Source organism: Sphingobacterium sp. Lzh-3, from assembly GCF_046764375.1.
Classification (GTDB): domain Bacteria; phylum Bacteroidota; class Bacteroidia; order Sphingobacteriales; family Sphingobacteriaceae; genus Sphingobacterium.
The window spans coordinates 4,937,857-4,953,685 of record NZ_CP177226.1; the positions used below are offsets into that span (position 1 = coordinate 4,937,857).

The window sequence follows — 15,829 nt, forward strand, 5'->3', positions numbered from 1 at the left end:
GCCGACCAAACCTTAACGATGAAAAGATATTACCTACTTGCTACCCTTGGTTTATGTAGCAAATTATATGCGCAGGAAGTGGATACTACGACTAATCGGCTAGAACAAGTCGAAGTTAAAGCCTACTTCAATAAACAACCGCTATTGCGATTGACATCTTCTGCGGCTGTGTTAAGCAGCCAAATGATCCAATCCCAGCAGTCGCCCTCCTTTGTTTCAGCAATGAACAGGGTGCCGGGTTTACGCATGGAAGAACGTTCCCCTGGGAGTTACCGGCTAGCACTCCGTGGGAGTATGGTCCGTTCACCTTTTGGTGTTCGCAATGTCAAAATATATCTGGACGACTTTCCATTTACTGACGCCGGCGGGAACACCTATCTAAACTTGATAGATCCCTCCGCAATAGGGCAGATAAATATATTGAAAGGTCCCGATGGATCGATCTATGGGGCCAATTCAGGCGGTGTACTCTCCTTTTATAGTAAAGGATTTGATCGATCTGGCAAACCTGAAGTCAATCTTCAATTAACGGGGGGCTCCTACGGTCTTTTCCAGGAACAGCTCAATGCAATATTACCCCTCAGCCAGACTCAGCAACTTGCCATCAATCAAAGTTGGACAAGAAGTGACGGTTATCGCCAGAATTCAGCCTTAAACAAAAAGAATATCCAGCTCAATTACAATTGGCAATATGCAAAAACATCCGAATTAAAATTCACCGGTTTCTATTCGGATCTCGGTTACCAAACTCCGGGAGGGCTCACCGCAGCACAAATGGAGAGCGACCGCAGGCAGGCCCGGCCTAAGGGCGGACCAAATCCTGGTGCTGCTGAACAAAAAGCAGCAATCTACGATAAAACATTCTTTGGTGGACTGAGCAACCAGACGCATCTCAGTTCTAAGATGACCTTATTCGCCAGTGTATTTGGTTCATCCAATCAGATCAAAAATCCTTTCATCACCAATTACGAGAAAAGAGATGAAAAGAATTTAGGAACGCGCCTGTATTTATCTTATGTCGATCTGTTGAGCCAAGATTTAAAATATGAAGTCCAACTGGGCTTGGAAGCGCAAAAGGGCTGGTACGCTATTGACAATTATGACAACGCCCAAGGTGTCGCTACCGATCCTCAGGCCAAGGACAAATTGGAAAATAGTCAGCAATCATTTTTTGCACGCACCCAACTGGAGTGGCTAGAGCGTCTCCAGGTAGAGCTGTCGCTCGGATTAAATGAGAATAAAATTGGCTACCAGCAACGTTATCCTGTCGCACAAGAAAACAAAGAAAATATTGATTTCGGGAGTACATGGATGCCACGAGCAGCACTATCCTATTTGATCACTCCAATGCTTGCACTTAGAGCATCGATTTCTAAAGGTTTCTCTGCACCAACTGTTGCTGAAGTCCGCTCGTCAGACAATACAATTAATACGATGCTGAAACCAGAAACAGGTACAAACCATGAATTTGGGCTTCGTTGGCATTTGTGGAATCGCCGGATTATTTTAGATGCAGCGGCCTACACGTATCAAATGAACAATGCCATTATCCGACAGGTACGAGATAATGGCGCTGAATATTTTCAAAATGCGGGTAAAATAAACCAAAAGGGATTGGAAGCCTCGCTATTCATGTATTTGATCAGGCCTCAAACAACCGGTATGGTCCGTAGCCTACAGCTGACCAGCAATTTTTCCCTTAATGACTACAGTTTCACAACCTATCAGGTAGGCGACAAAAACTATAAGGACAATAAACTTCCTGCGGTTCCTAAAACGGTATGGGTAAATTCGTTGAATATATTTTTCCCGAATGAATTCCAGTTGGATCTTCTTTCCAATTTAACAGCAGCAATACCACTGGATGACGCAAACACTGTTTATGCCAAACGGTATCATCTTTTACAAGGCAAATTATCCTGGAGCAAATCTGTCTGTTCACGGCATAAAATCAGATTTTTTGTTGGGGCCGACAATCTACTCAATGAAAAATATAGTCTTGGAAACGATATCAATGCTTTTGGAGGACGGTATTTTAATCCTGCCCCTTTACGTAATTATTATGGCGGAATGAGTTTTAATTTTTAACCAAGCATCATGGAATTCCATCAGTATACATTGACCGATATCGATTTCACCAAGGTGAGCCGTTATTCTTATTTTCCTTGGATGGACCTGACACTGGCCCATTTCCAGGTCAATGCGATGGAAATGGAAATCAATCAGGCAACTTTTCAGGTACTGGAGAATTATACCGATTTTGAAGTGATGATCATCCATACATTGCCCACAACAGCCGTCTTTTGCAGTTGTCCACAAACAGGATTCTGCCGTCATCAAAAAGCGGCTTTAAGTAAACTATTTACACAGGAGAATTGGCTGGCATTTTTTGATCACAACCGCTATCAGCATCTCCTCAAGAAGGTTGCGGCACAATATGGGATGGAAAAGGAATCGTCTTTAGAAAACTATTTTGCTGCCCAGATCAAAACAGGGAAGCTGGAGTTTCTATTAAAAGACAAACAACTAACCTCCATTGATGACTTTGATTTAGTGGAGGAATCTCTTGCTCCGAAGGTCAAGACGACAGCCGAACAGCAGCATCATTTTGTGGTGTTAACGCGCAACCGGTATTACAAAAATCTACAAATACTCCTGTGTCAAGCTCCAATGACGAAATCCGGCCTTCCTAAAAACCCGATTTCCGCTAGTGAGAGCCAGTCTCATATCTGGCAAAGCAGCTCAATTGAGGAAATGCAATTTTACACCGCTGTTTACCAATTTTCCCAAGCTGTGCAACAGGATATTGAAATCAGCTCCAGCCTGAAGGCGGTTGCAAAAAACCCATTACACCTCGATTTTTATCTGCATGACTATGAAAAATCCGACAATATAACAGCCTCCACCTTATCGCCGGTTCAATTTAACCTAAACAAAGGTGATATTAAGCTCTTTATTACAAAAAAAGATGCGTTTTATGCCATTCATGGAGAAATTCATATTCATACGATAGCCTACAATTTACAGGATTTAGTTGTTCTTTTGGACCATTTCATTCTCATCAAAAATCAGCTTTTTCTGATTGAAAATAGGTTTCACCTCAAGTTGATCCGTTTGTTTGGCAACAAGGGGGAGCAATTATTGATCCATCAGCGTAAGTTCGAAGAATTCAACAGGTTGTTTTTGGAACAGATAGCACATTCCGTGGAGTTAAATTTTAAAGATATTCCCAAAGCAAGCAAGCCACAGTTGAAGGAAAATCTGTATTATCAGGACATGCAGCCATTTTTGTTTCTGGAGGAATCGGAAGATTTTGTCAACCTTATTCCTGTCATGCGTTATGGTGAGGTCGAAATTCCTATTTTAAGTAAGCGGAATATATTCGGTACAGACAGCAAGGGTACACAATTTTTGGTCGATCGGAAACGTGAAGCTGAAACAAAAGTTATTTCCCTGTTACTGAAACAGCATCCCTATTTTCAGGAGCAAATGGATGCGGGAAGTTTTCAGCATTTTTATTTGCATCGCAAATACTTTCTGGACAGTAACTGGTTTCTGGATGCTTTTGAGGAATGGCAGCATCAGGGTATACAGATCATTGGATTTAATACGTTACGTGGAAATAAATTAAGCCGTTTTAAGGGAAAAATACATGTGGAGGTCCTCAGTGGACAAAATTGGTTCAACGCCAATATACAGGTCAAATTTGGTCCCAAAAGTGTCTCCCTAAAAAAACTTGAAAAGGCAGTACGGAACCGCTCGCAATTCATCACCTTGGATGACGGCACCCAGGGCATTTTACCGCAACAGTGGCTCGATAAATTTGAGGCTTATTTTAATGCTGCCGAATCGATCGCTGATGATTTCATTGAAATTCCAAAATACAAATTCAATGAGATCGATCAACTATTTGATCAGGCTGAGTTAGACCCCATCGTGTTGGCGGAGCTCAGCACATTGAGAAAGCAGCTCGCTAATTTTTCTTCGCTATCCGAGGTCCAGCTACCTCCAACTTTTGTCGGAAACTTACGTCCTTATCAGCAACAAGGACTACAATGGCTGCATTTCTTGGATGGGCTTAACTTTGGCGGCTGTCTTGCCGATGACATGGGACTTGGCAAAACGATCCAAATATTAGCCTTTCTGGCTACTCAAACAGCAAAGGGACAATCTGCGCCAACATTACTTGTACTTCCCACGACCTTAATTTTTAATTGGCGGCATGAAATCCAGCAATTCCTTCCATCTTTCCAGACGTTGGTTTTAGATGGTCCAAATAGAATGGAAAAAGGGATGCAGTTTGAACAATATGACCTTGTTTTAATTTCTTATCACAACCTGCTGACGGATATTAATACGCTAAAAAAAATAACCTTCAATTATGTCATATTGGACGAATCGCAGCAAATCAAAAACCCGGATTCCCAGCGATACAAAACGGTAAATTTATTAAAATCAAGAAATCGCATTATTTTAACAGGAACTCCTATCGAGAATAATACGATGGATCTTTATGCCCAGCTTTCCTTTATTGTGCCGGGGCTACTAGGAAGCAAAAAATATTTCAAAGATGTCTATACGACTCCTATTGATGCTTTCCATGACCGCAAGAGAAAAAAAATGCTGAAAGAGAAAATAAAGCCTTTCATTCTCCGTAGAACAAAACAGGATGTATTACGTGATCTTCCTGCAAAAAATGAACTGATCCTTTACTGTGAGATGAAAACTGCCCAACGGCGAATTTATGATCTCTATGAAAAAGAGTTTCGGGATTTTATCTCTGCCAAAGATGGCGATGAAATCAAGAAAAGCCCCATGCATGTCCTAAAAGGTCTAACAAAATTGCGTCAGATATGTAATTCAAGCAAACTTCTCCAAAACGAAGATCTGACTACCGCTGCGGACTCTGCCAAAATCGAAATGCTTATCGAGCAGATTCAGCATAAAAAAGACCAGCACAAAATGATCGTGTTTTCACAGTTTGTCAGTATGCTCAACCTGATTAAAGAGGCTTTGGATAAACAGGGTATTCGCGCGTTGATGCTCACGGGCCAGTCCAAAAATCGAGGTAAATTGGTTAGTGACTTTCAATCCGACAAGGATATCCCCGTTTTTCTGGTTAGTCTAAAAGCCGGTGGTACCGGACTTAATCTTACCGCAGCCGATGTAGTGTACCTGGTAGACCCCTGGTGGAATCCTGCTGTTGAACAACAGGCAATCGACAGGATCTATCGTATGGGGCAACAAAAGACGGTCACCGCTGTTCGATTAATCAGCCCTAACACGGTCGAAGATAAAATTCAGACCTTACAGCAACATAAAAAGGAGATTAGCAACAGTATTCTGGATGAGGGCGGAAGTTTAGATGTCTTTTATCTCGACAAAAGCTATTTAATGAATTTGCTACGATAAACTATTGAAATCAAAAAAGGGGACATCGATCGTACTGTCCCCTTTTTGATATAATTCGTTTTCAGCTGCTCTTTATTTTTTGTCAGAAATGTACGTTTTGTTACCATTTCCGTTGATGTAATATTTGCCACCTTTTGGACCGAGATAGACTGTATGGCCGTTGTATTTTTCACTTGTTGCTTTATCAGTTGTTGCTACGGCATCCTTTTTAACAGCAGTGGCTTGTTTTTCAGATTTAGCGCTTTCTTTTTTTACGGCTTTTTCCTTCGCTTCCATTGGTGCTGCTGGCGGTGTTTTTGTATCAGCCATCTTTTTCGTCTGCGTTGACTTTTCCTTGACTGCAGCTTCCTTCTTCGCTGTAGCTTTCACTGGCGCTGCCTTCGTTTTCGTTTCGGCCTCGTTGGCTTTAGTCTTTACTTCTTTTGCTTTTTGTTCAGACTTTTTGGCTTCTTTTTCCATTTTTTTAGGAGCCGTTTGTGCATAGGATTGTCCCAATCCCACTGCAGCGATCAAAGCTAATGCAGCTGTGATTTTTTTGAAACGATTTATTGCTTTCATAACTCAATTGTTATTTAAATAATTGTAAATAAAAGTACAATACAAATGCCATATTTTTATTTAATTTCTTTAACAAAACATTTTTAACATACTTTTAACTTAGCGAAGGAATTATTCAACAACTTGTTTTCTGAATTTCGAATCAATTATATATTTTACGCCCTTCGCATCGATAAATACAGGCTTTCCATGATAGTACTCATTACTCCTTCGATCAATGGCAACACGATACCGTGTGGATGAATTAGTGGACATGTAGGTTATATTTCCAACAGATTCTCTAGAGCCAACGGTTACTTCCGAACCTTCATATATGCACTCACTCACCCTGCCCGTAAAACGTTGTTTTCCCCTTGGCGTCTTTATTTTCTCCTGCTGCTCGGGCTCTTTATCGATCGGCGCAACATCCAAGGTCATCACATCGACCTGTGGGCTTAAAGGGAAGAACGGATCTACCCACCGATATACAAAATGATAATCATTTTCTAAGTTATTAAAAGCATGCATTTGCTGCGCCCTTACAACACTTATCCCTCCTGCTAAAATCAGCAGTGGCAGCAGGCAACGTCTAAAAAAGATTAATTCAACTCTTAACATATCTTTTTTCCTTTCGTTTAAGTATTCCCAAATAAAATGCCATCTCTCTCTAAAGCACTCATCTTTAACACATTTTTAACTAAAGTAAATTAGTTTGATATTTAACTGTTTTATATTTAACTTTGTACTATGAAAAACGAATCCATGAATCCAGTAAAACCCTTAGTGGATAGTATCATTGCTTTGCGAACGAGCTTAAAACAATACTATATCCAGAAAATAAAGGAACAGCAATTGGATATCACCTATGAAATGTTACAAGTATTGGCAGCACTGTGGAAAAAGGAGCAAATGAATCAGCAAGATATAGCCACAGCAATACAGAAGAACAAAGCAAGTGTCACTCCGCTGATCGATAATCTTTGTAAACGGGATCTGGTTAAACGCGTCAGCGATCCCAATGACAGACGAAATAATTTAATCGAATTAACGGTAAAGGGAGACGAATATAGGACATTATTAGATCCTGTTCAGAAAGACCTCTACTGTGCTATCCTGCAGGAGATATCAGAAAAAAAAGTATTGGAAATTACAGAAACGCTCGAAAAATTGACTGCAATTATTGATAAGCAATCGTATCGGGAGCCTTGATTTTCAGAAAAAAGAAGATAAGTAATTGAGTCATGAGCAATTCAACATTAAGTGAGAAAGAAATAAAACGAAGGCGGAAGATATGGATCATCAACATCCTATCTGCAGTCGTCATTGTGGTTACAATTATCTGGGGTATCTTAGTCTTTTTCCACATCAACGAATCTGTTTATACAGATGATGCCCAGGTAGACGCCCATATTACCCCTATAAATTCGCGTATCAGCGGTTATATCAAAACAATTCGATTTGATGAGCATCAAAAAGTTCACAAAGGCGATACACTCGTCATTATTGATGATGCTGAGTACAGAATTTTATTACAAAATGCACAAGCCACTCTTGCCGATGCCAAAGCAAGTAAAACAATATCGCAATCTGGAATTGCCATTGCCGGCAATAGTACTGCGATAGCAAATGCCAATATCGATGAGATGAGAGCCCGGCTAGATAATATGGAATTGAATTATAGGCGTTACGAGAGTCTGGTGAAAGATGAGGCAGTAACGCAATATCAATTCGATCAGGTAAAAGCAGATTATGAGGCCATGTTAGCCAAATATAAGGCACTTTTGGCGCAAGAGCGTGTATCGAAACTTAACACACATGAGTCTGAACAGAAGCTGTCAATCAATGATGCCTCATTACTAAAGGCAGAATCTGCGATTGATCTAGCCAAATTAAACCTTTCGTATACGGTGATCACTGCACCGTACGACGGCGTATTGGGACGGCGGACGATAGAAGAAGGCCAATTGGTGCAAAACGGTACGCCATTGGTCAATATTGTACGTGATGAGCAGAAATGGATTACCGCAAATTATACCGAAAGTCAACTAAAAAATATTGCCCTCGGGGCAAAAGTCAACATTGAAATTGATGCATTGGCCGGGAAGACATTTGAAGGTGAAGTGGCGGCCATATCCGAAGCAACAGGATCTAAGTATTCTGCTGTTCCGGTTGACAATTCTACGGGGAACTTTGTTAAGGTACAACAGCGCATTCCGGTTAGAATTAATTTTACAGCATCCAATACCCCAAAAGATCTCGCCATGCTTCGCGTAGGTATGAATGCTATCATACGTATTAAATAATCATGAGAGATCGCATATTCAGAGATTGGTTGAGTTCAGGTTGGGAATTGTTCTTTCTGTTTGTACTCAATATTTTATTTTCGTTCAATAATGGAATCCCAACATCCATTAACACGTATGTCATGAATGGATACGCCGGTATTACCGCAGATCTGAGTATGGCTACATATTGTTATTATGCGGGAATGGTATGTGCCATACCACTGGTATTTAGGTTGTTGAAATTATTTTCCAAAAAGACGATATTAATTGTATCTATCTTCATTATCCTCGCTTCCAATGCGGTTTTGGAACATGCCAATAATGGTGTCAACATCTGTATGGCCACATTTTTTATTGGGAGTGCCAAGATTATTGTCACGATGGCTATCATTGGGGAAATGATCCCTTTTCTCATGCCACGTGGAGAACGGTATCAATTATATGCAGTCTACTACCCCATGACAATGATCATTCCTGCCTTGGCAAGTTATGTATCTGTTCTATTTGCAACACGTTTCTATTGGGAAACTGTCTTTTTATTTCAAAATATACTACTTGCAGTAGCGTTGTTAATCTGCATCATCTTTATGAAATCGTCAGATTTTAAAAAGGTACCGCTGTATCAATATGACTGGTTTGGAAGTATTTTACTTTGTATTTCATTATTGAATTTTGCCTATTTCAGCACATATGGTCTGACACAAAATTGGTTTCATTCCAGGTTTATTTTGGTCACCGGAATCGCATCGCTCTGTTTTTTTATACTTTTTATAAATAGAAGTGTACTAATCCGAAAATCACTCTTAAATTTTGAAGCCTTTTCAACACGGATTCTGCCTATCTCCATTGGAATAATTTTTATTTTCGGCATTTTTTATAGCTCGACCTCGCTGTACTCCTCCCTTTTGGGAATTACGGTTGGTACAAACCCCTTGGAAGTCGCCGAAATAAATACCTATGTAATTCCCGGTTATATGATTGGCGCTGTAATCGCTTATATATATTTCAAATTAACAAAAAAATGCAAGTTCATTTTGGCATTCTCCGCAGTGTGTTATGCCCTATCTTGCTTTTTCTTTGCAAGGATTATCGACCAGCAAACAAACACGGCTTTGTTCTATCTCCCTTTGACATTAAGAGGAATGGGCGTGATCACTTCCTACATAGGAATAGGCGTATATATGGCCGGTAATATTCCCAGCAAATATTACCTCTCGGGGTTAGTATTTTTGATTCTTACACGTTCATTTTTGGTGCCTGTAGTCTGGTCAAACATCATTGCCAATTGGTATTACCACCTACAGATCCTTCATGCCAATAATCTTGCTGGTATAATCGATCGAACAAATAGCTTGGTGCTACAAAGAGGAAATATAATGAAATCGGTCCAAGTCCAAGCCTCGCTACTATCCTTACGCGACGCCTACTCCGGGCTATTTATTATCGGGGTAATCTTAACGTTATTCATCTTAATCTTCCCTTTTCATTCTTCTCCTATACGAAGAGTTTTCGACTGGAAGAGAAAAAATGCAACGAAAGAAGCTTTGCAAATTCCTATTTCTTAGTTAACTGATATAAATTTCGGTAATATACTTGAATACGATACGCTCAGCGATTGCGTACTTATCGAAAAGTGTACGGAGATCGTCATAGAGCGTTTTGTTTTCAGCCTGCTCTTTGGGAAAATAGGATGATGAACGTACTCTTCCCAAAAACGACCGAAGGTCCAATATCTGTTGATTTGGTAAGGTTACCTTGGTCATTGAACGTGATCCAAAAAATTGTTTGAGATCATCATCACTGATATTTTTGTGACTGACAGATTGATAACTTGGTATATGACTGAGCAGAAAATCTTCGTACTCCTGTTGAAAAGCGTCGCCGGGATCACGCTGGTTCCAGACCAGTACAATACGTCCATTTTCTGTGAGAATGCGAACGAACTCCCTTTTACATGCTTCCCGGTCAAACCAATGAAACGATTGCCCTGCAAAAATGAGATCTACACATCCAGATTCAATTGATGTATTTTCGGCAGTCGCATTCAGCGCGATTAAATTTCGATAGGTTTTAAAATGATGCAGTAAAGATTCACGCATTTCCCGATTGGGTTCAACAGCAAAAACGTCATTCCCATTTTCGAGAAAAAGTTGCGTAGATAGCCCTGTACCACTACCGATATCGGCAACCAACCACTTTTTATCCAGTCCTATTTGTTCTTTAAGCACCTGAATAATCTCTTTTGGGTAACAAGGTCTAAATTTCTCGTAATCGACAACCCTGTCTGTGAATCTATCAATACTGTTTTTGTTCATACTAAGAATTGCTGTAACTAGTCGATTATACCTTCATCTTTAAAACTATAATATCCGTTATCGGTAAAGATTAAATGATCGGCAACTCTAATATCCATAATTTTAGAGGCTTCAACAATTTTTTGCGTCAGAATTTTGTCAGCATTGCTTGGATACAAGGTGCCCGAGGGATGGTTATGAACTAATATAATTGCATGTGCTTTAAGGCTAAGTGCAGATCGTAATATAATCCGGACATCGACTGGCGTAAAATCATTACCCCCCCGTCCAATCAGTTGTTTGTCTAATATTTTATACCCCGTATTGAGATACAGCGTCCAAAACTCTTCATGGGGCAGATCCTGAAGTATGGGTTTCATAAAGTTGTAAACGAAGCGGCTGCTATTTACGAGCTTACGTTCTTCTGCGGGGAGGTCGTTTTTGCGGCGTGCGAGCTCCAATGCGGCAAGAATAGCGATGGCTTTTGCCTCGCCTATCCCTTTATACATGCTCAGTTCTGAAACCTCCATCATCGAAAGCGTCTGCAGGTTGTTATTGACATCGGCCAATATGCGCCGGCATAATTCAACAGCACTTTCATTTTTGGAACCAGATCCGATCAAGATAGCCAGTAATTCGGCGTCGGTAAGTGCCCTACGGCCCTGGCTCAATAGTTTCTCTCTCGGACGATCGGCCTCTGCCCACTCCCGAATGACTAGTTTGTACGGATTTGACATATACAGTTAATTATAATTGGCTAGCGTACATAAATATACAAAAATACGGTTACTTAATATCCTGAGAAATACACAATCTATCAATTAAAAAAAATTGGCAATGGGGATTTACTTCACATTTCACTCTGAAACGTTATCTTTGTATTTCATAAAAATTTTTGAATATGAGTAAAGCGATTATTAAAACAGAAAAAGGCGACATGACTGTGGAGTTCTACACAGCTGATGCTCCAAATACAGTAGCCAATTTTATCAAACTTGCTAAATCAGGATATTATGATGGATTGGCATTTCACCGTGTGATCCCTGATTTCGTTATCCAAGGTGGATGTCCAAATTCACGTGAAGGAGCTGCAGGAATCCCTGGAACAGGTGGCCCTGGTTATAAAATTGACTGTGAATTAACAGGCGAAAACCAATACCACGATAGAGGTGTATTGTCTATGGCTCATGCAGGCCGTAATACTGGTGGTTCTCAATTTTTCATCTGTCATAGCCGTAACAACACTGCTCACTTAGATCGTAACCATACTTGTTTTGGAAAAGTTATCGAAAACGTAGACATTGTTGACGATATCAGACAAGGTGACCGTATTTTATCAATTGAAGTTATCGAAGATTAATTCTTGGAGATTTAAATCGTATTAAAATGAATTTAAGAGCATTAGTATCCGTAACTGGTAAACCAGGATTGTTCAAATTGGTTGGACAAAATAAAGGTGGTTTTATTTTAGAAACCCTTGATCAGGCAAAAATCAAAACTGTAGTAAGTTTATCTTCTACAAAAATGGCGACTTTGGAAGATATCACCATCTATGGTGAAGAAGAAGAAATTCGTCTATTGAATATTTTTGAAACAATCAAAGAGAAAGGCATCGCTCTGCCAGATACAAAATCTGATGGCGCAACATTAAGAGATTTCTTCCGTGAAGTAGCTCCTGGCCATGATGAATCACGTGTTTATTCTTCGGATATTAAAAAGGTAATCACATGGTATAACATTATCAAGGAATTCCCTTTATTTGAAGAAGAAGCACCTGCTCCTTTAATGTAAACTTTTACATATATTCCAAATAAAAAAGGAGTTGATCAATTGATCAACTCCTTTTTTATGGTGTTTCTAATGAAACACTACATCAAGTACATTTTTTTCGATGCTGTTTTGATCCTTGGCCCCGTCAAGCTTGGCATGTGCTTCTCTTATCTCAAAATCTTTGGGTTCAAATTTTTTTTCGACGACAGCTGTGGTTGTAAAGCGCAATAGGGAATTTTCATCTGCATTGAGATAGGCATCGATTTCAAGAATTCCTTCTTTTTCATCAAACACATAAGGATGTAACAAATTAATTCCTTTTGGAATCCTTGGACTTTTCCAAACGACAAATTTGGGGAGTATATTATCATTTGCATCAATTTTATTGTAAATAGCCTGCTGGCAGGTAATGCCGGCAATTACTTTTGTTTTTCCGGTCTTATCGATCATATACTCTTTGGGATTTATTCGTATCTGCACTTTAGCGAATTCTTTATGTTTTCCTTCAGGAAAGTTCAGTGCTAAATTGATCCCCTCATTTTCGCGATTTGCAAGAAAACCTTCGCCCGAGCTCTTGCCATAATTCACATAATTTTGCAAACGATAGGTCAGGCCCTCCGCATCAGATTTTGCCTGTTGTTGATCGAACTTGATTTCCATCTTGCGCAAAGGAACAAGCATAAGCTCCATGCGTTGCAGGGGATTTTCAATATCAAAGCTATCTTTCTTCATTTGCTCTAGCGGAGGTAGCGCGGATATCGTTTTCCACAATGCTGCGGGCGAACTATCCTTTGTCAGATTCATCAACCTGATCAGTTCAGCAAATGGCATATTGGGAAAAGTAACTTTTTGTACAATTACCGCAGCATTGATCCGTTTAGAAGAGCGGATATCCGTTGTTGTATTTGATTCTTCATGTAGCTTAACCTCTTTAGGTGTAGAGGATTGACAATTGTGAAAAAGAAGTACTATGCCTAATAATGGGAAAACTAAGGCGTACTTTTTTAGATATTTTTTCATATCTATAGCTATTTAAATGTAGTATAGACAAATTTACCTTATTTGACGCAGATATCACAAAAAAAGCCCCAGAATTTATATCCGGAGCTTCTTTTATCTTACACTAGCACATAGGCTATTCGCTTTAATTAGTGACCCTTTGGTTCGGCATCGATACGTTTAATATCGGCTCCTAATTTACGCAAGCGTTCTTCGATATCTTGATAGCCACGTTCAATCTGTTCGATATTGTGGATCACAGATTTTCCTTTGGCAGATAGCGCTGCAATCAATAAAGACACCCCGGCACGAATATCTGGCGAAGTCATCTCAATACCTCTCAGGTGGTGTGATTTATTCAGTCCAATAACGGTTGCTCGGTGCGGATCGCACAAGATAATCTGCGCCCCCATATCAATCAATTTGTCCACGAAGAACAAACGGCTCTCGAACATTTTTTGGTGGATCAATACGTTTCCTTTTGCCTGAGTCGCCACAACAAGTACTATACTTAATAAATCGGGCGTAAAACCTGGCCAAGGTGCATCTGAAATCGTCAGGATAGATCCATCGATAAATGTATCGATTTCATACGATTCTTGCGCCGGAATAAAAATATCATCACCACGTAATTCAAACTTGATACCTAAGCGCGAAAATACAGATGGGATAACGCCAAGTTCTTCGAAACAGACATCTTTAATGGTGATTTCTGAACCTGTCATTGCTGCAAGTCCGATGAAAGAACCTATTTCAATCATATCAGGCAACATGCGGTGTGAAGTTCCCCCCAGACGCTCTACTCCTTCGATAGTCAACAAATTAGATCCAATACCGGATATTTTAGCACCCATGCGATTCAACATCTTACATAGTTGTTGTAAATAAGGCTCACAAGCAGCGTTGTATATCGTTGTTGTCCCTTTTGCCAATACAGCAGCCATCACGATATTCGCCGTACCCGTTACAGAAGCTTCGTCCAAAAGGATATAACTTCCTTTTAACTCCGTCGCATCAACGTTAAAAAAATGGGTAGTCGCATCGTACACAAACTTAGCGCCCAATTTTTCAAAGCCCAAAAAGTGTGTATCTAACCGTCTACGTCCGATTTTATCACCCCCCGGTTTCGGAATAGCGGCTTTTCCGAATCGAGCCAACAAAGGACCGACAATCATGATAGAGCCCCGCAATCCACCACCTTTTTCTTTAAATTCGGGTGACTGGAAATAGTCTATATTTATATCTTTGGCTTCAAAAACGTATGTGTCCTTATCTATGCGATTAATTTTAACACCTAAAGCAGCCAATAGATCGATCAACTTATTGACATCCTTAATATCTGGGATATTACTGATGGTCATAGGTTCTTCTGTCAGTAAAACTGCAGAAAGGATCTGTAAGGCCTCATTTTTTGCTCCTTGAGGAATAATCTCTCCCTTTAACGGTTTTCCACCGATTATTTCAAATGCGTTCATTTATATATAAGTGATATCTTCTTAGTATCTTATCCCGGTTCTTGTATTAGCCCTGGGATATTCAGCCTTCCGCCTAACATACAGGGATCGGAGACCAAAGAACCTTGTTTTTTATTAAAACAGCGCGATTCTTAAAAAAAAGAAGGCAATTGTAAAGAAATCTGTTAATCACTTCGCAATTGCCTGCTTCTTTAAACAAAATCTTTAAGAACTAGCCTCGTTTATTATTATAATTACCCTGCGGCTTTCTGTTTCTGTTATTGTTGTTATTGTTGTCCCTACCGTAACTGTTGTTATTGTTATCCCTACTGTAGCTGTTGTTATTGCTTCCGTAGTTATTGCGCTTCGTATTGTTATTGTTGTTGTTGTTTGTCATACGAGGCTTACCTCCACCTTTCGACTGGTGGCCAGAATTATTGTTATTATTGTTATTGTTATGATTTCCGCCCGAATTATTATTGGCAGGTCCCTTAACACGATTTCCCGGCGGCGGAGTTTTAAAGTCAAGTTTAGTCAAAACGGTACCTTCCGGTAAGGTCAATTGATAACCTGACAACTCTTTGAGATCCTGGATGATCAACTCGTCCGAAACAGAATCCTTATTCCAGGTCAGGTAAGCCATTTTCATAAAATTGGCGATACCGATAACCATCTGCTCTCTTTTAGCCTCGTCATTAGCCAATAAAGCCTTTTCAATCATTTTCTCTACGGTAAAACCATAGTGCTTGAATCTAATGGAATGCTGCGGATAGCCCAAATGCTCAACTTCATGTTTCACACTTTTCGCTGTAGCAATTGGATAAGGTGAGTCAATATCCAATTTAAAATCAGATATAATCTGTAGGTGATCCCACAGTTTATGTTTAAAATCAGACACGTCTCTCAAATGTGGGTTCAATACCCCCATCATATCGATTACAATCTGCGCATGTTTATTTCTTTCTTCCTTTGTGGGTAAAGTACAGATGTAATCTACCATATTTTGCACATTGCGACCATATTCTGCAAGGATCAATTTTGGTCTAGTGCTGTTGTAGTCAAAGTTCATATAGCTAAT

Annotated in this window: 14 protein-coding genes; 7 read left to right on the forward strand and 7 right to left on the reverse strand. The window is 39.8% G+C overall.

The genetic code is table 11. The features are described from left to right. Window positions 1-18: 18 nt before the first annotated feature. Both ACLCDV_RS20800 and ACLCDV_RS20805 read left to right on the forward strand, forming a co-directional pair. Window positions 19-2,088 (forward strand): TonB-dependent receptor, encoded by a 2,070-nt coding sequence (locus tag ACLCDV_RS20800; RefSeq protein ID WP_411972152.1) that lies wholly within the window; start codon window positions 19-21, stop codon window positions 2,086-2,088. A gap of 9 nt (window positions 2,089-2,097) precedes the next feature. After that, window positions 2,098-5,412 (forward strand): DEAD/DEAH box helicase, encoded by a 3,315-nt coding sequence (locus ACLCDV_RS20805; protein ID WP_411972153.1) that lies wholly within the window; start codon window positions 2,098-2,100, stop codon window positions 5,410-5,412. 72 nt (window positions 5,413-5,484) lie between these two features. Here ACLCDV_RS20805 and ACLCDV_RS20810 read toward each other — a convergent pair whose 3' ends face one another. Together ACLCDV_RS20810 and ACLCDV_RS20815 are read right to left on the reverse strand one after the other, a co-directional pair. After that, window positions 5,485-5,970: a hypothetical protein gene (locus ACLCDV_RS20810; RefSeq protein WP_317664310.1), complete on the reverse strand. Its 486-nt coding sequence runs from the start codon at window positions 5,968-5,970 to the stop codon at window positions 5,485-5,487. Window positions 5,971-6,081: 111 nt separating this feature from the next. Continuing rightward, window positions 6,082-6,567, reverse strand: coding sequence for a hypothetical protein (locus tag ACLCDV_RS20815; RefSeq protein ID WP_317664308.1), 486 nt, complete (start codon window positions 6,565-6,567; stop codon window positions 6,082-6,084). Between the two features lie 129 nt (window positions 6,568-6,696). Between ACLCDV_RS20815 and ACLCDV_RS20820 the strand changes: the two genes are divergently transcribed. Genes ACLCDV_RS20820 through ACLCDV_RS20830 form a run of 3 tightly spaced genes read left to right on the forward strand, consistent with a single transcriptional unit; the run spans window position 6,697 to window position 9,799 of the window. After that, window positions 6,697-7,158 (forward strand): MarR family winged helix-turn-helix transcriptional regulator, encoded by a 462-nt coding sequence (locus tag ACLCDV_RS20820; RefSeq protein WP_411972154.1) that lies wholly within the window; start codon window positions 6,697-6,699, stop codon window positions 7,156-7,158. 32 nt (window positions 7,159-7,190) lie between these two features. Further along, window positions 7,191-8,252 carry an HlyD family secretion protein gene (locus tag ACLCDV_RS20825; protein ID WP_075993967.1) on the forward strand — a complete coding sequence of 354 codons (1,062 nt, stop codon included), beginning with the start codon at window positions 7,191-7,193 and terminating at the stop codon, window positions 8,250-8,252. A gap of 2 nt (window positions 8,253-8,254) precedes the next feature. Beyond that, complete coding sequence (locus ACLCDV_RS20830; protein ID WP_411972155.1) at window positions 8,255-9,799, forward strand: MFS transporter; 1,545 nt, start codon at window positions 8,255-8,257, stop codon at window positions 9,797-9,799. On the opposite strand, the gene ACLCDV_RS20835 is transcribed toward ACLCDV_RS20830, so the two are convergent. Together ACLCDV_RS20835 and radC are read right to left on the reverse strand one after the other, a co-directional pair. Then, the gene (locus tag ACLCDV_RS20835; protein WP_411972156.1) at window positions 9,800-10,549 is read right to left on the reverse strand and encodes a class I SAM-dependent methyltransferase; all 750 of its coding nucleotides are present in this window, start codon (window positions 10,547-10,549) and stop codon (window positions 9,800-9,802) included. Between the two features lie 17 nt (window positions 10,550-10,566). Continuing rightward, a complete protein-coding gene (gene radC, locus ACLCDV_RS20840; RefSeq protein ID WP_120333384.1) occupies window positions 10,567-11,265 on the reverse strand; it encodes a RadC family protein in 699 nt (232 codons plus the stop codon). Between the two features lie 164 nt (window positions 11,266-11,429). On the opposite strand from radC, the gene ACLCDV_RS20845 reads away from it, so the two are divergent. Continuing rightward, window positions 11,430-11,888: a peptidylprolyl isomerase gene (locus ACLCDV_RS20845; RefSeq protein ID WP_046671802.1), complete on the forward strand. Its 459-nt coding sequence runs from the start codon at window positions 11,430-11,432 to the stop codon at window positions 11,886-11,888. Between the two features lie 26 nt (window positions 11,889-11,914). After that, on the forward strand, window positions 11,915-12,319 hold the full coding sequence (locus ACLCDV_RS20850) for a DUF5606 domain-containing protein (protein WP_075993972.1): 405 nt from the start codon (window positions 11,915-11,917) through the stop codon (window positions 12,317-12,319). A gap of 66 nt (window positions 12,320-12,385) precedes the next feature. Here the strand turns inward: ACLCDV_RS20850 and ACLCDV_RS20855 are convergent, their stop codons facing one another. The 3 genes from ACLCDV_RS20855 to ACLCDV_RS20865 form a co-directional block, all read right to left on the reverse strand. After that, window positions 12,386-13,318 (reverse strand): hypothetical protein, encoded by a 933-nt coding sequence (locus ACLCDV_RS20855; protein ID WP_317664300.1) that lies wholly within the window; start codon window positions 13,316-13,318, stop codon window positions 12,386-12,388. A gap of 128 nt (window positions 13,319-13,446) precedes the next feature. Next, complete coding sequence (gene murA, locus ACLCDV_RS20860) at window positions 13,447-14,772, reverse strand: UDP-N-acetylglucosamine 1-carboxyvinyltransferase (protein ID WP_046671805.1); 1,326 nt, start codon at window positions 14,770-14,772, stop codon at window positions 13,447-13,449. Between the two features lie 211 nt (window positions 14,773-14,983). Continuing rightward, window positions 14,984-15,820: a DUF4290 domain-containing protein gene (locus ACLCDV_RS20865; protein ID WP_411972157.1), complete on the reverse strand. Its 837-nt coding sequence runs from the start codon at window positions 15,818-15,820 to the stop codon at window positions 14,984-14,986. Between the last annotated feature and the right edge of the window lie 9 nt (window positions 15,821-15,829).